Annotated in this window: 17 protein-coding genes and 2 pseudogenes; 12 read left to right on the top strand and 7 right to left on the bottom strand. The window is 65.7% G+C overall.

Annotation, left to right across the window (positions count from 1 at the left end; translation table 11 throughout):
- Positions 1-13: 13 nt before the first annotated feature.
- Both QM707_RS11785 and QM707_RS11790 read left to right on the top strand, forming a co-directional pair.
- Positions 14-427, top strand: coding sequence for a MerC domain-containing protein (locus QM707_RS11785; protein ID WP_415002064.1), 414 nt, complete (start codon positions 14-16; stop codon positions 425-427).
- Between the two features lie 77 nt (positions 428-504).
- Entirely contained in the window at positions 505-672 is a 168-nt protein-coding gene (locus QM707_RS11790; RefSeq protein ID WP_415002065.1) for a 30S ribosomal protein THX, read from the top strand.
- Between the two features lie 64 nt (positions 673-736).
- On the opposite strand, the gene QM707_RS11795 is transcribed toward QM707_RS11790, so the two are convergent.
- From QM707_RS11795 to QM707_RS11815, 5 genes are read right to left on the bottom strand one after another with little or no spacing between them, the layout of a single operon-like run.
- The gene (locus tag QM707_RS11795; RefSeq protein WP_415002066.1) at positions 737-1,114 is read right to left on the bottom strand and encodes a hypothetical protein; all 378 of its coding nucleotides are present in this window, start codon (positions 1,112-1,114) and stop codon (positions 737-739) included.
- An 18-nt stretch (positions 1,115-1,132) separates the two neighbouring features.
- The gene (locus QM707_RS11800; protein WP_415002067.1) at positions 1,133-1,507 is read right to left on the bottom strand and encodes a hypothetical protein; all 375 of its coding nucleotides are present in this window, start codon (positions 1,505-1,507) and stop codon (positions 1,133-1,135) included.
- Between the two features lie 18 nt (positions 1,508-1,525).
- A complete protein-coding gene (locus QM707_RS11805; RefSeq protein WP_415002068.1) occupies positions 1,526-2,005 on the bottom strand; it encodes a hypothetical protein in 480 nt (159 codons plus the stop codon).
- 50 nt (positions 2,006-2,055) lie between these two features.
- Positions 2,056-3,261, bottom strand: coding sequence for an imidazolonepropionase (hutI, locus tag QM707_RS11810; RefSeq protein WP_415002069.1), 1,206 nt, complete (start codon positions 3,259-3,261; stop codon positions 2,056-2,058).
- Complete coding sequence (locus QM707_RS11815) at positions 3,258-4,418, bottom strand: CaiB/BaiF CoA transferase family protein (RefSeq protein WP_415002070.1); 1,161 nt, start codon at positions 4,416-4,418, stop codon at positions 3,258-3,260. The genes hutI and QM707_RS11815 overlap by 4 nt, the downstream gene beginning before the upstream one ends.
- A gap of 79 nt (positions 4,419-4,497) precedes the next feature.
- Here QM707_RS11815 and QM707_RS11820 point away from each other — a divergent pair, with 79 nt between their 5' ends.
- The 8 genes and pseudogenes from QM707_RS11820 (at position 4,498) to modB (ending at position 11,526) form a co-directional block, all read left to right on the top strand.
- Positions 4,498-5,724: a formimidoylglutamate deiminase gene (locus QM707_RS11820; protein ID WP_415002071.1), complete on the top strand. Its 1,227-nt coding sequence runs from the start codon at positions 4,498-4,500 to the stop codon at positions 5,722-5,724.
- Positions 5,725-5,845: 121 nt separating this feature from the next.
- Complete coding sequence (locus QM707_RS11825; protein ID WP_415002072.1) at positions 5,846-7,480, top strand: serine hydrolase domain-containing protein; 1,635 nt, start codon at positions 5,846-5,848, stop codon at positions 7,478-7,480.
- Between the two features lie 641 nt (positions 7,481-8,121).
- Positions 8,122-8,199 (top strand): annotated as a pseudogene (locus QM707_RS11830) (histidine kinase); the annotation flags it as partial.
- 154 nt (positions 8,200-8,353) lie between these two features.
- On the top strand, positions 8,354-8,710 hold the full coding sequence (locus tag QM707_RS11835) for a sensor histidine kinase (RefSeq protein ID WP_415002153.1): 357 nt from the start codon (positions 8,354-8,356) through the stop codon (positions 8,708-8,710).
- Positions 8,707-9,468, top strand: a complete 762-nt coding sequence (locus QM707_RS11840; RefSeq protein WP_415002154.1) for a LytR/AlgR family response regulator transcription factor — start codon at positions 8,707-8,709, stop codon at positions 9,466-9,468. The genes QM707_RS11835 and QM707_RS11840 overlap by 4 nt, the downstream gene beginning before the upstream one ends.
- A gap of 61 nt (positions 9,469-9,529) precedes the next feature.
- Entirely contained in the window at positions 9,530-10,051 is a 522-nt protein-coding gene (locus QM707_RS11845; RefSeq protein WP_415002073.1) for a molybdopterin-dependent oxidoreductase, read from the top strand.
- Between the two features lie 11 nt (positions 10,052-10,062).
- A pseudogene (gene modA, locus QM707_RS11850) lies at positions 10,063-10,835 on the top strand (molybdate ABC transporter substrate-binding protein).
- A gap of 1 nt (position 10,836) precedes the next feature.
- Entirely contained in the window at positions 10,837-11,526 is a 690-nt protein-coding gene (gene modB / locus QM707_RS11855; RefSeq protein ID WP_415002074.1) for a molybdate ABC transporter permease subunit, read from the top strand.
- Between the two features lie 37 nt (positions 11,527-11,563).
- Here the strand turns inward: modB and QM707_RS11860 are convergent, their stop codons facing one another.
- Both QM707_RS11860 and QM707_RS11865 read right to left on the bottom strand, forming a co-directional pair.
- Positions 11,564-12,052 carry a methylated-DNA--[protein]-cysteine S-methyltransferase gene (locus QM707_RS11860; protein WP_415002075.1) on the bottom strand — a complete coding sequence of 163 codons (489 nt, stop codon included), beginning with the start codon at positions 12,050-12,052 and terminating at the stop codon, positions 11,564-11,566.
- On the bottom strand, positions 12,039-13,517 hold the full coding sequence (locus QM707_RS11865) for an AlkA N-terminal domain-containing protein (protein ID WP_415002076.1): 1,479 nt from the start codon (positions 13,515-13,517) through the stop codon (positions 12,039-12,041). Before QM707_RS11865 ends, QM707_RS11860 begins: the two co-directional genes overlap by 14 nt.
- Positions 13,518-13,632: 115 nt before the next feature.
- Between QM707_RS11865 and hutU the strand changes: the two genes are divergently transcribed.
- Together hutU and QM707_RS11875 are read left to right on the top strand one after the other, a co-directional pair.
- Complete coding sequence (gene hutU / locus QM707_RS11870) at positions 13,633-15,309, top strand: urocanate hydratase (RefSeq protein WP_415002077.1); 1,677 nt, start codon at positions 13,633-13,635, stop codon at positions 15,307-15,309.
- Positions 15,310-15,315: 6 nt separating this feature from the next.
- A complete protein-coding gene (locus QM707_RS11875; protein WP_415002078.1) occupies positions 15,316-16,353 on the top strand; it encodes a hypothetical protein in 1,038 nt (345 codons plus the stop codon).
- The last annotated feature ends 223 nt before the right edge of the window (positions 16,354-16,576 follow it).

Genomic DNA, 16,576 nt, shown 5'->3' on the forward strand with positions numbered 1-16,576 from the left:
AAGTCACGCCCTAATGAACCCACGCCTCAATCGCCTGCTCGACCGACTCGGTGCCGCCGGCTCGTTGCTTTGCGCGATCCATTGCGCCCTGCTGCCCTTCGTTCTTGCCTTGTTGCCGGCCCTGGGACTGGGTGTGCTGGCGACCTCGGACTTCGAATACGGCTACGTCGCTTTCGCCACGGTGCTGGCGCTCGCCAGTCTCTGGATGGGTTATCGCCGCCATCGGGTGTATCGGGCCCTGGCCTTCCTCGTGCCCGGTCTGCTGGCCGTCTGGGGTGGCATCCTGCTGCCGGAGCTGCACGAAAACGCCATCGTCCATGCGGTGACGATGACCTTCGGCGGCACCCTGATCGCGGTCGCGCACCTGGTCAACCTGCGTCTCACGCACGGCCATGTGCACGACGCCAGTTGCGCGCATAGCCATTGAGCAGACCGCCGAGCATGGCCGCGCGCGACGCGGTTTGCTAACCTACGCGCCACTTTCGATTCTCAAGGATTGCAGACATGGGTAAGGGCGACCGTCGTACCGCCAAGGGCAAGCGCAACATCTCCAGCTACGGCAATGCCCGTGGTACGGGCACCGGCACCAAGGCCCCGGTGACGAAGAAGGCTGCTGCCCCCGCCGCCAAGGCCCCGGCGAAGAAGGCCCCGGCGAAGAAAGCCGCGAAGTAATCGCTGCCCTTTTTCGGATGGGAAAAGCCCCGCATCGCGGGGCTTTTTCTTGCCGGGATCGCAATCACGGATCCATGTACGGCGATCCCCGATACACGCTGATCGAAGAGCACTGCCCCGATCCGTTGACCTGGAACAGGACGAACGACGAGTCGTCGATGCTCTGGATGGCGTCGATCATCGCCGGCACGGTGGTGCTGCAACTCCGAGTGTTGCCGAACTTGTCGCGGGCGTTGCAGGTGCCTGAGACCGCGCCGCTCAGCACCGCGCTGGACGTGCAGTAGATGTACTGCACCGCGTCAGCGGCGCGTCGCGCTCCGCTGACGGAGCCCTGCGCGGACGTCGGCGTGACGGAAACTTCCTGCAGGAATTCGTAACCGGCCATGGCGGGAGCCGCGACGGCGGCGAGGATCAGGCTTGCGAGCGCGAGTCTTGGGTTCATGGGCTTCCCTGTCTGGTGTCATTCGATGGTGAAGGAGAACTGCGTGACCTGGATGTAGTTGCAGTAGCCGGACGCGTTGGCGGAGAAGAACAGCCACGACCCCGGCTGCACGGTCTGGGCGATGGCGATCAGCTTGGGCGACTGCGTCTGGCAACTGACGGTATTGCCTTGCGCATCGGTGGCCTCGCAAACGGCAATGGAAAAAGAGGGTTCGAATTCCACGAAGTAGCAGCCGATCCGCTGCATGAAATCGGGCGACCGGCGTGCGCCGATCAGGCTGCCTTGCGCGGTGCGGTTGGCGGTGCTGACGACGACTTGCGGGCGTTGCTGGTAGCCGGCGTTGGCGGTGCCGGCAACCAACAGGCAGGCGAGGGCGAACAGCTTGGCGTTCATGGGCTGGGCTCCAATGGTTCAAGGGCGGATCCGCACGCGGCCATCGTTGATCGCGCGCGACATGGCAGCCATCAGTGCGCCTCGCTGCTCGGCCGGCTGCTGTCCGATCGCGACGTAGACCTGCTGCAACTCTTCCTGCGTCAGGTTCCCACTCGGAAGCAAACGCGCGATGACTTTGTCCGCGGCCAGTGCGGCGGGACTCCCCACGAGAACCTCGTCGATCGCGCTGGCTTGCGCAGGCCTGGTTGCTCCGTCGTCCGATCGCGCCGCTTGCAGTTCGAGCGCAGCCAGGCGCGCGTCCATGCGCGTCAGCGCAGCCGCGATCGCATCGGCCTGGTTCGAAGATGCGCTCAGTCCCACTGACGTCGCCGGCGCGACGTCGGCCGGGGGCGCGTCCGTGCTACGGCTTTCGATGCGGAAAACGATCCACGCCTGCAGGGCCAGCACGACCAGGGCGATCGGCAATAGCATGCGGGACGGGCCAGGCGCGACTTCCATGGAAACTCCAGGGCGAGCGCGCATCGCCCCGGCTCGCCGACGGCGATACGCTAGTGAATCGGCGCTCCCGCGACCAGCAATCGCCAGAGCAGTTCGCCTGACAACCAGTACGACAATTCCGCCGGATGACGGACATCCCACAGGGCCAGGTCGGCGCGTTGTCCGACATCGATGCGGCCGCGATCGTGCAATCCGAGCGCGCGCGCGCCGTGGACCGTCGCGCCACGCAAAGCTTCCTCCGGCGTCAGGCGGAAGTGCGTGCAGGCCATCGCCATCGCCAGGCGCAACGATTGCAGGGGCGACGTGCCGGGATTGAGATCGGTGGCGACCGCCATCGCGACTCCGTGCGCGCGCATCGCATCGAGCGGCGGGAGTTTCGTTTCGCGAAGTACGTGGAACGCGCCGGGCAACAGCACGGCGACGGTGCCGCGTTCGGCCATCGCGCGGATACCGGCCTCGCTGGTGTATTCGAGATGATCGGCCGAGAGGCCGCCGAACTCGGCGGTAAGCGCGCCGCCGTCGAGATCGCTGAGCTGGTCGGCATGCAGCTTCACCGGCAGGCCCAGTGCGCGCGCCGCATCGAATACGCGGCGCGTCTGCTCCGGCGTGAACCCGATGCGTTCGCAGAAAGCATCGACGGCATCGACGAGCCCCTCGGCGTGCAGCGCCGGCAGCCAGTCGCAGACGCGGGCGATGTACTCGTCGGCGCGACCGGCGAATTCCGACGGCAACGCGTGCGCCGCCAGATAGGTCGTGCGTACGGCGACGCCGGTCGTTTCGCCGAGACGCCGTGCCACGCGCAACATCTTGCGCTCGTTGTCGAAGTCGAGCCCGTAGCCCGACTTGATCTCGACCGTCGCCACGCCGTCGGCGCGCAGCGCCAGCAGACGGGGCAGGGACTGCGCGTACAACTCGTCTTCAGAGGCTGCGCGCGTGGCCCGCACGGTGGAAACGATGCCGCCGCCTTCGCGGGCGATCTGTTCGTAGCTCGCACCCTGCAACCGGCGTTCGAATTCGACGGCGCGGTCGCCGGCGAACACCAGGTGCGTGTGGCAATCGACCAGGGCCGGGGTGAGCAATCGTCCGGCGGCATCGGTGCTCGCGCCGACGAACTCCGCCGGCAAATCGTCGCTCGCTCCGACGAAAACGATGCGCCCGTCGCGCCAGGCGACCGCGCCGTCCTCGATCAGTCCGTACTCACGCTGGTCGCGCAGCGTCGCAATGCGCGCATGCACGATCGCGCCGGGATCCTTCATCGTATCGCTCCCGCCGCGCGTAGTGCGGCCGCATCCATGCCGTAGTGCGCGGCGATCTCGTCGCTGTGCTGGCCCAGGTCGGGCGGCGCGCGTTCGTAGCGCACGGGCGTCAGCGTCAGATGCAGCGGGCTGCCGACCATCGGCACGCCGCCGATCTCCATGCGCATGCCGCGGGCCAGTGCGACCGGATCCTCAAGTGCCTGTTTCACCGAGTTTATCGGCGCGCAGGGAACGCCTGCCGATTCGAACAGCGCCAGCCAATGCGCGCAGGATTCGTTTTCGAATACCGCCTGCATCTCGGCGCAGAGCGCATCGCGATGCCTGACCCGCGCGGCATTGTTGACGTAGCGCGGGTCGCGCAACCAGTCCTCGCGGCCGAGCGCGTCGCAAGTCTGCAACCACAGTTTTTCGCTGGCGACCGCCAGCACGAAAGCTCCGTCGCGGCCGTGGAAGGCCTGGTAGGGCACGATGCTCGCGTGCGCATTGCCGTAACGCCCAGCGTCCTCGCCGGTGAACAGCGCGCTGCTGCCGACGTTGGCCAGCGCGGCCAGTTGCGAATCGAACAGCGATACGTCGATGCGTTGGCCCTGGCCCGTGCGGTCGCGATGGCGCAACGCGGCCAGGATCGCGATCGCGGCGTTCTGTCCGGTGGCCAGGTCGGACACGGCCACGCCGACCTTGTGCGGTTCGCCTTCGGCCTGACCGGTGATCGACATCAGGCCCGCTTGCGCCTGCACGACGTAGTCGTAGCCCGGGCGCATGGCGCCCGGCCCATCGCGCCCGTAGCCGGAGATCGAGCAGTACACCAGCCGCGGATTGATCGCCGCCAGTCCGTCGAAACCGACGCCCAGCGTCTCGGCCGTGCCGGTGCGATAGTTCTCGATCAGCACGTCGGCCTCGCGCACCAGGGCTTCGAGCAGGGGCCGCGCGGCCGGCGAACGCAGGTCGATCGCGACCGAGCGCTTGTTGCGGTTGCAGCAAGCGAAATAGGCCGAGAGTCCGTCCTTGAACGGCGGCCCGAGACCGCGGGTATCATCTCCGTCGAAGGGCTCGAGCTTGATGACGTCGGCGCCGAGGTCGGCCAGGATCATTCCGCACCACGGCCCCGCCAGTACGCGGGACAGTTCCAGGACAACGATGCCGGAGAGGGCGGACATGGCGGCATTGTAGCCTGCGCGATTGGCCGGTCGCGGCCGGCTCGTCCGTAAAGCCGGCTTTAGGTTCTACAATCGCCCCATGCACGCACCCGACCTGCAATTGCCCGGCATGCCCAACATCCATTCGCACGCGTTCCAGCGCGCGATGGCCGGCCTGGCCGAACGGCACAAGAATCCGACCGACAGTTTCTGGACCTGGCGCGAGCAGATGTACCGCTTCGCCGGCCGCATCACGCCGGAAGCGCAATACGACATCGCCGCCCAGCTTTACGTCGAGATGCTGGAAGCGGGCTATACCTGCGTCTGCGAGTTCCATTACCTGCACCACCAGCCGGGCGGCCAGCCCTATGCCGATCCGGCGGCGATGTCGCATGCGCTGATCCGGGCCGCGCGCGACACCGGTATCCGCCTCACCCTGCTGCCGGTGCTGTACATGACCGGAGGCTTCGACGGACGGCCCTTGTCGGAACGCCAGCGCCGCTTCGGCCACGAAGTCGAGGATTACCTCGATCTGGTGAGCCTGCTGCAGCGCGAGGAAGACGATCGCCTGAAGATCGGCATCGCTTTCCACAGCCTGCGCGCGGTGCCGGAACTGTCGATGCGCGAAGTGCTGGACGAAATCGGTAAGGACCGCACGCCGATCCATATCCACATCGCCGAGCAGTTGGCCGAAGTGGACGAATGCAAGGCCCTGCGCGGCTGCCGGCCGATCGAGTGGTTGCTGGCCAACATGCCGGTGGACGACCGCTGGACGCTCGTGCACGCCACCCACATCACGCCGGCGGAAGCGAACGGCGTCGCCGAACGCAAGGCCATCGTCGCGCTGTGCCCGACGACCGAGGCCAATCTCGGCGACGGCCTGTTCCCCTTGCGGGAATTCTTCGACCTCGACGGGCGCATCGGCATCGGTTCGGATTCGAACGTATCGGTCTCGGCCGTGGAAGAGTTGCGCTGGCTCGAATACGGCCAGCGCCTGATCACGCACGAGCGCGCCATCGGCATCACCATCGCCGAACCCAGCGTCGGTCGTTGCCTGTTCGAGCAGACCGTGGCCGGCGGCCTGCAATCCTGCGGACAGCCAGCGCAGGCCGAGGACCGCATCGTGCTCGATCCCGACGCGCCTGCGCTGTTCGGCGCGACGCGCGACGATCTTCACGATCGTTTCGTCTTCGGCGGCAACCGGTCGTTGATCCGGGAAGTGCACGTCGGCGGAAAGGTCGCCGTCCGCGACGGCCGCCATCCGCGCCGGGACGAGATCGCCGCCGCCTATCGAAAGACGCTGACCCACCTGCTGGCCCAGGCCTGAGCCGCACCGGTCGTCCATGCTTCCGGCGGGTTCGTCGCCCGCTGCGGCGCGTTCGTCGCAAACTTCCACAGGGCTCCCCCGGCTGGGCAGTCTGCGCATGCCCTACCACGCGGAGTTTCCGATGACCCCTTACATGCCCTTGCTGGCCATGGCCCTGGCCTTGCCGGCTTCGCTCGCCCACGCGATGACGGACACCGAGTTGCAGGCGATCGCCACCAAGCGCCTGGCTGGCGATCGCACCGGCGCCTGTTTCGCCGTCGCCGTGGTCGACAAGACGGTGTCGCGGGCTTTCGTCTGCGCCGATCCGAAGAACGCGCGCGCCTACGACGGACGCACGGCGTTCGAGATCGGTTCGGTCAGCAAGACGATGACTGCCGCTTTGCTGGCGCAGCAGATCGACGCCGGCAAGATGTCGCTGGACGACCCGCTGTCGAAGTACCTGCCGGCCGGCACGAAGCTGCCGGAGTTCGAAGGCAAGCCGATCCTGCTGCGCCACATCGTGACCCATACGTCCGGGCTGCCGGCGTTGCCGGCGAAGTTCCGGCCCGCCAATCCGGCCGATCCGTATGCGAACGTCACGCGCCAGGATCTGCTCGATTCGTTGGCCGACGTGAAGCTGGCGCAGGCACCGGGCGAGCGCTGGGCGTATTCGAACTACGCGATGATGCTGATGACGATGGTGCTGGCGGAGCGCAGCGGTACCGATTTCGAAACCCTGCTGCAACGCGAACTGTTCGCGCCGTTGGGCATGCGCGACAGCTTCATCGCCAAGTCGCCGCAGGGCACGCGCACGGCCGAGGGCCACCTGCCGAACGGCAAGGTCACCTCGCAGTGGAACATCCCGGTCGATTTCGCCGGCGTCGGTGGCGTGCGCGCGTCGCTCGACGACATGGTGCTCTACCTGCAGGCGGAGATGGGCGAACGTGCCTCGCCGCTGCCGCTGGCGAAGACGCAACAGCAGATCCTGCAGCTCGGCTCGCGCCGCATGGGCATGAACTGGATGATCGCGCCGCTCAACGGCGCCGACACGATCGCCCACGAGGGCGGCACCGGGGGCTTCTCGTCCTTCGTTGCTTTCGACCCGGCGAAGAAGCGCGGCGTCGTGATCCTGTCCGATACGGCGATGACCTCGGTTGGCGGGCTCGGTAGCCTGGGCTTGCACCTGCTCGACGACAAGGTGCCGCTCGGCACGCCGCGCACGGTTGTCGCCGCGCCCAAGGAACTGCTCGATGGTCTCGCCGGCGACTATCAGCTCGAGAACGGCATGCGCATGCAGCTCAAGGGCGGCAGCGGCCTGCTGCTGGTCGACGTGAAGGGGCAGGGCGAGATCGAGATGCGGCAGGACAGCGCAGGCGATTTCTTTCCGGCCAACTTCGATGCGATCCTGCGGCCGCAGAAGCAGGCCGACGGGCGCTACGGATTCCTCTGGTTGCAGGGCGGCGGCGCCATGCCGGCCAAGCGCGTGGACGCATCGGCGGCACCGAAGGTCGCCGCCCTCGATGCGGCGGCGCTGAAGGCTTACGAAGGCGAGTTCCGTCTCGCGCCCTCGTTCGCGATCACGGTCTTCGCGAAGGACGGCAAGCTCTTCGCGCAGGGCACGGGCCAGGGCGCGCTGGAGATCACGTATGCTGGCAAGGACTCGTTCGTCGCCGAAAAGGTCGGGGCCGAAATGGAATTCCAGCGTGACGGGAAGGGCGTCGTGAACCTGATGCTGCTCAAGCAGGGCGGCGCCGTGCAGCGCGCGCCGAAGCAGTAACGATGCAGGCCGGGAACGACGCATTGGATGCTCCGTTGCCGGCCGAGGTCGTGGCCGGCGGTCGGCGCTGGTTCGCGTATCGCAATTTCCCGGTCTTCAGCACGCCCTGGTTCTGGCGGCGGTCGGTACTGTTCGCGACGGTCATCATCGGTTTCTCCAGCGTCGTGACGATCGGCATCGGGGCCGCCCTCGGCGCCTGGTGGCTGGCGCTGAAGGCCGGCGCACACTTCGCCGCCGCTTTCCTGACGATGACCCTGGTCGGACCTGGACTCGCGACGCTGGCGCGGCATGCGCGCCTGGCCTTGCGCCGCGAACGTTTCGCGGTCGTGCTGTCGATCGCGATCGGCGTGGCGGCCGGGTACGCCGTCGATGCCTGGTCTTCCGCCTATCTCGGCGACCTGATGAAGCCCTTGGTGAGCAAGCCCGGTGGCACCGTGCACGTGACAGTGCGGCGTTCGCCGCAACCGGCGGTCTCGCCACGCAACGCGGCGAACTTCGTGCTGGTCGTGGGCATCTACGCCATGATCGGCGGCGGTTTGGCGCTGGGCAGCTATTTCTCCGAACCCCGGCGGCTCCAGCTCGCGCGACAATTGCGCGAAGCCGACGAATTGCGGCGGCGCATGCAATCCACCGATCTGAAAATGGCGGTGTTGCAGGCCCAGGTCGAACCGCATTTCCTTTTCAATGCCCTGGCTTCCGTGCGCTCGCTGATCCGGCAGGACCCGGAGCGCGCCGAACGCGCGCTCGACGCCCTGGCGGACCACTTGCGCGCGACCATCCCGCGCCTGCGCGCCGATCGCGAGTCGGGTCGATTCCACCCTGGGCCAGCAACTGGAAATCTGCCGCAGCTACCTCGACCTGATGCAGGTGCGCATGGGATCGCGACTGGCCTGCCGCTTGGAGGTGGACGATGCGCTCGCGCCCTTGCCGTTTCCGCCGCTGATGCTGATCTCGATGGTCGAGAACGCGATCAAACACGGCATCGAGCCCAAGGCCGGCCATGGCCAGATCCTGGTCGGGGCCGCGCGCGAAGGCGAGATGCTGTCCGTGCGCGTCGAAGACGATGGTCGCGGGCTCGTGGCCGGCGAAGGCGGCAAGGGCATCGGTCTAGCGAACATCCGCGAGCAGTTGCGCACGCGCTATGGTGCGCGGGGTTCGCTGGCGATCGAATCGCGACCCGGCGGTGGCGTGGTCGCCACGATCCGCGTGCCTTTGGAGACCGGGGCATGAGCGCGACGCCGCGACTGCTGGTCGTCGAGGACGAAGCGCCGCAGCGCGAAGCCCTCGTCGCCATGCTGCAACGACTCTGGCCGGCGGCCGAGGACGTCGATGTCTGCGAAGACGGCCTGTCGGCGCTGGAGTGCATCGACGCGCGGATGCCCGACGTTGCCTTCCTCGACATCCGTCTGCCAGGCATGAGCGGGCTGGAAGTGGCGCGCGCGCTGCAGGATTCGTCGCACATCGTCTTCACCACCGCCTACGATGAGTACGCGGTGCGCGCCTTCGAGACCGGCGCCGTGGACTACCTGCTGAAACCGGTCAACGAGCAGCGCCTCTCGCTGGCGATCGAACGCCTGAAAAGCCGATTGGCCAGTCCGCCGGCGGACATCGCCACGGTGCTCGCTGGCCTGCACCAGCATCTGCAGGCGCGACGCGGGTCCGAGGCCCTGCGCTGGATCACCGCCAGCGTCGGCGATACGGTGAAGATGTTCCCGGTCGAGGATGTGCTGTTCTTCCAGGCGCAGGAGAAGTACACGCGCGTGGTCACCGCGACGGACGAGGCCATCATCCGGATGTCGCTGAAGGAACTTCTGGCCGGGCTGGATCGCGACGAATTCTGGCAGGTGCACCGCAGCGTGATCGTGCGCGCGTCGGCCGTCGATCGCGTTCGTCGCGACGAGCTCGGCCGGTACGGCCTGCGCCTGCGCGGGTGCGAAGAGGTACTGCCGGTCAGCCAGGCCTTCCAGCACCGCTTCCGCGGCATGTGAACGCGCTCGTCGGCGCGTTCGCCGGCAGGTAAAGTAGGCGCGTCTCCCCTGGGCCGTCGCCATGAAAACACTGCTCGCTTTTTCCTTGGCCGCGATGCTCTCGCTGGTCGCATCCCCCGTACCCGCGCACGAACCGGCAGCGCCCACTGCGATCGGTACCTGGGCGATCGACATGGACGCGACGGTGTTCGAGGGTTTGCCGCGCCGGGAAGTCAGTGCCGGTTCGCATGGCGACAAACCCAGTCGTTGGCAGGGCGTGGCCCTGGCCGATGTATTGCGCAACGCCGGCGTGCCGATGGACAAGGCATTGCGCGGTGCCCATCTGGCGAAGTATGTGCGCATCACCGCGTCGGACGGCTATCAGGTCGTCTTCGGCCTTGCCGAACTCGATGCCGACTTCGGCAAGGCCGAGGTGCTGTTGGTGGACCGTCACGAAGACCAGCCGCTGACGAAGGAAGACGGCCCGTACCGCCTCGTCGTGCCCGGAGACGCGCGTGCAGGTCGCTGGGTGCGCAACGTCGTGCGCATCGAAGTGCTGGACGCGGCCACGACGTCGCGTAGCGGTGCTCCGGCGAAACATTGAGGCCGACGCCGATGAAGTCGTTTCGCTGTTTCGCGTTCCTTCTCGTCCTGTTGTGCGTGGTGCCGGGTTTCGCCGCGGAATCGGCACCACCGAGCCTGACGGTATTCGCCGCCGCCAGCATGAAGGAAAGCCTGGACGCCGTTTCAACCGAATGGACGCGGCGCAGCGGCCAGAAGGTGATCATTTCGTACGCAGCGAGTTCGGCGCTGGCCCGTCAGATCGAGCAGGGCGCACCGGCCGATCTGTTCGTATCGGCGGACGAGGAATGGATGGACTATCTGCAGGACGCAAACTGATCGATGCGGCCTCGCGCTTCCGCCTGGTCGGCAATGCCCTGGTGCTGATCACACCGGCCGATTCGAAGCTGAAATCGCTGAAACTCGACCGGCCCGGCGAGCTGCTCGCGGCCCTGGCCGATGGTCGACTGGCGACAGCCGAAACCGCTTCGGTCCCGGCTGGCCGTTACGCCAAACAATCGCTGGAGAAGCTCGGGCTGTGGCCGTCGGTGTCGAACCGGCTCGCACAGGGGGAAAACGTCCGCGCCGCGATGGCCTTCGTGGCGCGAGGCGAGACGCCGTTGGGCATCGTCTATGCGACGGATGCGATGGCCGAGCCGAAGGTTCGGGTGATAGCCCGTTTCCCGGAAACCAGCCATGATCCGATCGTCTATCCGGTGGCGCGCGTGAGCGCGACCACGCCGGAGAAGGCGAAGGGTTTCCTCGATTTCCTGCGAGGCGCGAAGGCGCGCGCCATTTTCCGCCGCGCCGGTTTCCGCCAGCCGTGACGTGCTGACACCGGAAGAATCCACTGCTGTCGCACTGAGCCTGCGCATCGCCTTGATGGCGATGATCTGCGCGACACCGTTCGCCGTCGCGGCGGCCTATGTGCTCGCGCGTTGGCAGTTCCGCGGCAAGGTGTTGTTCGACGCGATCGTGCATCTGCCCTTGCTGATGCCGCCGGTGCTGACGGGTTATGCCTTGTTGTTGCTCTTCGGACGCAACGGGCCGATCGGCCACTGGCTGGAATCGTGGTTCGGCATCAGCTTCGCGTTTCGCTGGACCGGCGCGGTGATCGCCGCCGCGGTGATGGCCTTCCCGCTGTTCGTCCGCTCCGTGCGCCTCTCGATCGAAGCGATTCCGCGCGAACTCGACGAAGCCGCCGCCGGCCTCGGCGCGCGGCCCTGGGCGAAGTTCTGGCACGTGATCCTGCCGCTGAGTTTTCCCGGCATCGCCGCCGGCATGACGCTCGCATTCGCGAAGGCATTGGGCGAATTCGGCGCGACGATCACCTTCGTCTCGAATATTCCGGGCGAAACGCAGACGATTTCGCTGGCGGTGCACACACTGACCCAGGTGCCTGGCGGCGAATCCGGCATCGGTCGCCTCGCGATCGTATCGATCCTGCTGTCACTCGGTGCACTGATCGCCTCGGAATGGATGGTGCGGCGCTCCGCGTACCGTCGGCCGCCTGAATAGCCGGCAGCGAACGCTGCCGGCTTGAAAGAGGCACGCCTCAGAACTTCAGCCGCGCCTGGCCGACGCCTTCGTGTTCGAGCAGGTATTGCTTGATCGGCAGGCCGCCGCCGAATCCCGTCAGGCTACCGTCCTTGCCGATTACGCGGTGGCAGGGCAACACAATGGGCAGCGGATTGCGGCCGTTCGCCGCGCCGACCGCGCGCGTGGCCTTCAGGTCGCCGAGGCGTCGCGCAACGTCTTCGTAGCACCAGGTCTGGCCGAAGGGGATTTCCGCCAAGGTGTTCCAGACCTGCAACTGGAACTCGCTGCCGACCGGGTGCAAGGGCAGGTCGAATTCGCGGCGCTCGCCGGCGAAATACTGCATCAACTGCTCGCGCACCTCGCGCGCCGCGCCCGCATCGCGTTTCCATTCGCTCTCGATGCGGATCGGATGGCGTTCGCTCTGGAAGCGGATATGGCGCACGCCGCGTCGATCCACCGCGACGGTGAGCAGGCCGACCGGCGTCTTGAAATCATCGAACCACATCGGATTTCCCCTTCTTCAGTTCGCCGCTCAGGTGCCACAGGTGCAGCACGGCGTAGGCGCGCCAAGGGCGCCAGGCCTGCGAGCGCAGATCGGTTTCGCGTTCGGTCAGGCGCTTGTCGCCGCCGAGCACCTGTTGCAGCACGAGGTCGCCCGCCGGGAACGCATCGGGATGCCCGAGGCCGCGCATCGCCATGTATTGCGCCGTCCACGGGCCGATGCCGGGCAGGGCGACGAAACGTTCGACGAAGCTGTCGAGGCTTTGCCCGCCACGAAAATCGATGCGGCCGTCGATGACGGCCCGCGCCAGAGCGCGTAGGGTCGCGGCCCGCGATTTCGGCAGGCCGATGCTTTCCAACGCTGCGTCGCGCAAACGCTCCGGCGTCGGGAACACACGGTCCAGTCCTTCGCGCGCCGGTTCGCGCCTTTCGCCGAAGTTCTCCACCAGCCTGCGCGCCAGCGTCGTTGCGCCGGCCACGCTGATTTGCTGGCCGAGCACGGCTCGCACGGCCGTTTCGAAGCCGTCCCAGCCACCGGGCACGCGCAGGCCGGGCCGCTGCTTGATGCCGCGCGCGAGCAGGGGCGATTCGCGCAGGGCCGCATGCACGGCGACGAGATCGGCATCCAGGTCGAAGATGCGGCGAACGCGGCGCACGATATCCGGGATAGCGCGCGGATCGCTGTCGGCGATCTGCAGCAGCAGCTCGGGCCGTGATTTTTCCGCCGTCACGCGGATGTAACCCGAGGCCTCGCGCGGGCCGAGCACGCGTTCGTAGCTCTCGGACGTCACGCGTTCGATGCCCGGGATAGCGCGTTTCGCCAGGAACGCGAGCATCGCCGCGAAGTCCAGCGGCGGGCGATAGCCGAGCCGTAGTACCAACGCATTGTCCGGCGTTTCGACGCGTTGGCGCCGGATGCGCGTCGGCGGCATGCCGCAGCCTTCGACGAAAGCGGCATTGAAGCGGCGCAGACTGTTGAAGCCCGCCGCCAACGCGACCTGCGTGACCGGGAGCTGTGTCTCGGTCAGCAATTGTTTCGCCAGCAGCAGGCGGCGCGTCGTATGCACGGCGATGGGCGTTGCGCCGGTGCTGGCCAGGAATTGCCGACGCAACTGCCGGCTGCTGATGCCGAGGCGAACCGCGAGGTCTTCGATCGAACCCTCCTGCAAGGCACCTTCGGCGATCAGGGCCAGCGCACGTTGCACGCCGTCGTCGCTGCCGCGTTGCCAGACTTCCGGCGACAGCTCCGGACGGCAGCGCAGGCAGGGGCGATAGCCGGCCGCGGCGGCTGACGCGGCGGAAGGGTAGTAACTGATGTTCTGTTGCTTCGGCGTCGGTGCGGGGCAGACCGGCCGGCAATAGATCCGCGTGCTGCGCACCGCGGTGAAGAACAGGCCGTCGAAACGCGCGTCCTTCGCCCGGCGGGCGCGGTCGCAGACTTCCGGCGGCGGCATGGATTCGTAGGCCATGGCGCCATGATAGGACGGCCGGGCGGCCCCGACTCGCCGTTTTCGGACATGAATGCCGAGGGTCGGTCCGGCTCGCCAGCGACCTATAATTGCGGCTTAGTCCCAGGAGCCGTCCATGTCCGCCCCGAGCCGCAAAGACCCGACCCGCCACATCCGCGCGCCGCGCGGCAACACGCTGAACTGCAAGAGCTGGCTCACCGAAGCGGCCTACCGGATGATCCAGAACAATCTCGACGCCGAAGTCGCCGAGAATCCGCAGGAACTCGTCGTGTACGGCGGTATAGGGCGTGCCGCGCGCGACTGGGCCTGCTACGACAAGATCCTCGAATCACTGCGCGGTCTCGAAGACGACCAGACCCTGTTGGTTCAATCCGGCAAGCCGGTCGGCATCTTCCCCTCGCATCCGGACGCGCCGCGCGTGCTGATCGCGAACTCGAATCTCGTGCCGCACTGGGCGACCTGGGAGCATTTCAACGAACTCGATCGCAAGGGCCTGATGATGTATGGCCAGATGACGGCCGGCAGCTGGATCTACATCGGCACGCAGGGCATCGTGCAGGGTACCTACGAGACCTTCGTCGAGATGGGTCGCCAGCATTACCAGGGCGACCTGACCGGCAAGTGGATTCTGACCGCCGGCCTCGGCGGCATGGGCGGTGCGCAGCCGCTCGCGGCCTCGCTCGCCGGCGCCTGCTCGCTGAACATCGAATGCCGCCAGACCAGCATCGACTTCCGCTTGAAAACGCGTTACCTCGACGAACAGGCGACCGACCTCGACGACGCGCTCGCGCGCTTGGAAAAATATTGCAAGGAAGGCAAGGCGCGTTCGATCGGCCTGCTCGGCAATGCGGCCGAAATCCTGCCCGAACTCGTGCGCCGCGGCGTGCGCCCCGATGCCGTCACCGACCAGACCTCGGCGCATGATCCGCTCAACGGCTACCTGCCGGCCGGCTGGACGCTGGAAGAATGGTTCAGCGAGCAGAAACACAATCCGCAGCGCGTCGTCGATGCCGCCAAACATTCGATGCGCACGCATGTCGAAGCCATGCTGCATTTCGAGGACCAGGGCATTCCGGTCTTCGACTACGGCAACAACATCCGCCAGATGGCGAAGGACGTCGGCTGCACGAACGCCTTCGACTTCCCGGGCTTCGTGCCGGCCTATGTGCGCCCGCTGTTCTGCCGCGGCGTCGGCCCCTTCCGCTGGGTGGCGCTGAGCGGCGATCCCGAGGACATCTACAAGACCGACGCGAAAGTCAAGGAACTGCTGCCCGACAACAAGCATCTGCATCGCTGGCTGGACATGGCGCGCCAGCGCATCAGCTTCCAGGGCCTGCCGGCGCGCATCTGCTGGGTCGGCCTCGGCGACCGCCATCGCCTTGCGCTCGCTTTCAACGAGATGGTGCGCAATGGCGAAGTCAGCGCGCCGATCGTCATCGGTCGCGACCACCTCGATTCCGGTTCGGTCTCGTCGCCGAATCGCGAAACCGAATCGATGATGGACGGCAGCGATGCCGTCTCCGACTGGCCGCTGCTGAATGCGATGCTCAACGTCGCCGGCGGTGCGACCTGGGTCTCGCTGCACCATGGCGGCGGCGTCGGCATGGGCTATTCGCAGCACAGCGGCGTCGTGATCGTCTGCGACGGCAGCGAAGCGGCGGATCGCCGTCTCGCCCGCGTGCTCTGGAACGACCCCGGCACCGGCGTGATGCGCCATGCCGATGCGGGTTACGAGATTGCGAAAGCCTGTGCGAATGAGCAGGGGCTAGATTTGCCGATGTTGAGCTCCTAGTTCCTCATGTTCAAGTCAAGAACGCTGTTTGTCGTGGGAGCAGGAGCTAGCGCTGAGCTAGGACTGCCGGTGGGCGCCGGGCTCAAGTCTCAGATTGCCGACAAGCTCAATTTTTCGTTCCAACATGGTTATGAGCTAACTGGAGGGGACTGGAGAGTTTATGAGGCCCTTCGTTCACTGGCCCAAGAAAAGTCTCAAAATTCGAACATTTACGTTCAAGCAGGGCGTCGCATTCATACGGGGATGCAAATAGCTCCCTCGATCGACACGTTTCTCGACGCTCACAAGGAGGACGGCCATGTGGTCGCGTGCGGAAAGCTGGGCATCGCAAGCGCAATTCTGGAGGCCGAGTCAAATAGCAAGCTGTTCAAGGACTACCGGTATGGCGATAAGCCAGAAATGGAGCGGGCTGAAGGAACTTGGCTGCCTGCACTAGCTTCCCGAATGGTCGAGGGCGTGGGGAAGGGCGATTTAGAATCGATTTTCAATAACCTCTCATTTGTTTGTTTTAACTATGACCGTTGTATTGAGCTCTACCTTTATCACGCACTGCAGGACTACTACGGAATATCGAATTCTCAAGCCGCGGAATTGATGAAGAAGCTTCCAATACGTCATCCCTATGGCGTTGTTGGCAGATTGCCTTGGCAAGAGGGCGAGGGTATTCAAGTGCCTTTCGGCTCGACTCTTGAGGGCACAGGGCTCTTGCAAGTTTCTGAAAGAATAAAAACGTTTACTGAGAGAATTGATGAGGGTGATCAGCTTGAAAGCATGAAGATGCTTGTCCAGAAGGCGCAAACAGTCGTTTTCTTGGGATTTAGTTTTCAGGCGCAGAATATGGACTTATTGAGTGTCACGGATAAGTCGTCAGCAGATCGTGTTTTCTCCACAGCCTACGGTTTCTCGAATAGTGATTGTGCAGTTATTTCTTCCGAGGTGCGGCGCGCGCTCATGAAGCATGACGGTGAATTGTCGGTAGAATTGAGAAATACTTTGAAATGTGTCGATCTATTTGGCGAGTATTCGAAAAGCATTACGCAGTGAGAAATCGCTGACTTGCTGGGCCTGGCGTGCAGGGCGCCATTCTCGTTAATGCACCGCTAAGAAAACTTTCGTTGGGGCGTGTCACAACGTCCGCGCTTCCACGGGGAGTGGAAGTTGCCGTTGCCCAGGGGAACGGGCAATGAAATAAAAGTGAGCACTCCGTCACACATTTCCCGGTGACCGGAGTCTAGTGTCGGGGGCGTGCCTCCCCCCGGCCACAAGG

Origin of the sequence: Arenimonas sp., assembly GCF_047602345.1 — a bacterium.
In the GTDB taxonomy this organism is placed as follows: domain Bacteria; phylum Pseudomonadota; class Gammaproteobacteria; order Xanthomonadales; family Xanthomonadaceae; genus Arenimonas.

Excerpts from the sequence above, each read along its gene's own strand:
- QM707_RS11790 (WP_415002065.1), top strand. The coding sequence starts at position 505 with ATGGGTAAGGGCGACCGTCGTACCGCCAAGGGCAAGCGCAACATCTCC.
- hutI (WP_415002069.1), bottom strand. The coding sequence starts at position 3,261 with ATGAAGGATCCCGGCGCGATCGTGCATGCGCGCATTGCGACGCTGCGC.
- QM707_RS11825 (WP_415002072.1), top strand. The coding sequence starts at position 5,846 with ATGACCCCTTACATGCCCTTGCTGGCCATGGCCCTGGCCTTGCCGGCT.
- QM707_RS11835 (WP_415002153.1), top strand. The coding sequence starts at position 8,354 with ATGGGATCGCGACTGGCCTGCCGCTTGGAGGTGGACGATGCGCTCGCG.
- QM707_RS11805 (WP_415002068.1), bottom strand. The coding sequence starts at position 2,005 with ATGGAAGTCGCGCCTGGCCCGTCCCGCATGCTATTGCCGATCGCCCTG.
- QM707_RS11795 (WP_415002066.1), bottom strand. The coding sequence starts at position 1,114 with ATGAACCCAAGACTCGCGCTCGCAAGCCTGATCCTCGCCGCCGTCGCG.
- QM707_RS11800 (WP_415002067.1), bottom strand. The coding sequence starts at position 1,507 with ATGAACGCCAAGCTGTTCGCCCTCGCCTGCCTGTTGGTTGCCGGCACC.
- QM707_RS11865 (WP_415002076.1), bottom strand. The coding sequence starts at position 13,517 with ATGGCCTACGAATCCATGCCGCCGCCGGAAGTCTGCGACCGCGCCCGC.
- hutU (WP_415002077.1), top strand. The coding sequence starts at position 13,633 with ATGTCCGCCCCGAGCCGCAAAGACCCGACCCGCCACATCCGCGCGCCG.
- QM707_RS11785 (WP_415002064.1), top strand. The coding sequence starts at position 14 with ATGAACCCACGCCTCAATCGCCTGCTCGACCGACTCGGTGCCGCCGGC.
- QM707_RS11875 (WP_415002078.1), top strand. The coding sequence starts at position 15,316 with ATGTTCAAGTCAAGAACGCTGTTTGTCGTGGGAGCAGGAGCTAGCGCT.
- QM707_RS11815 (WP_415002070.1), bottom strand. The coding sequence starts at position 4,418 with ATGTCCGCCCTCTCCGGCATCGTTGTCCTGGAACTGTCCCGCGTACTG.
- QM707_RS11860 (WP_415002075.1), bottom strand. The coding sequence starts at position 12,052 with ATGTGGTTCGATGATTTCAAGACGCCGGTCGGCCTGCTCACCGTCGCG.
- QM707_RS11820 (WP_415002071.1), top strand. The coding sequence starts at position 4,498 with ATGCACGCACCCGACCTGCAATTGCCCGGCATGCCCAACATCCATTCG.
- QM707_RS11840 (WP_415002154.1), top strand. The coding sequence starts at position 8,707 with ATGAGCGCGACGCCGCGACTGCTGGTCGTCGAGGACGAAGCGCCGCAG.
- QM707_RS11845 (WP_415002073.1), top strand. The coding sequence starts at position 9,530 with ATGAAAACACTGCTCGCTTTTTCCTTGGCCGCGATGCTCTCGCTGGTC.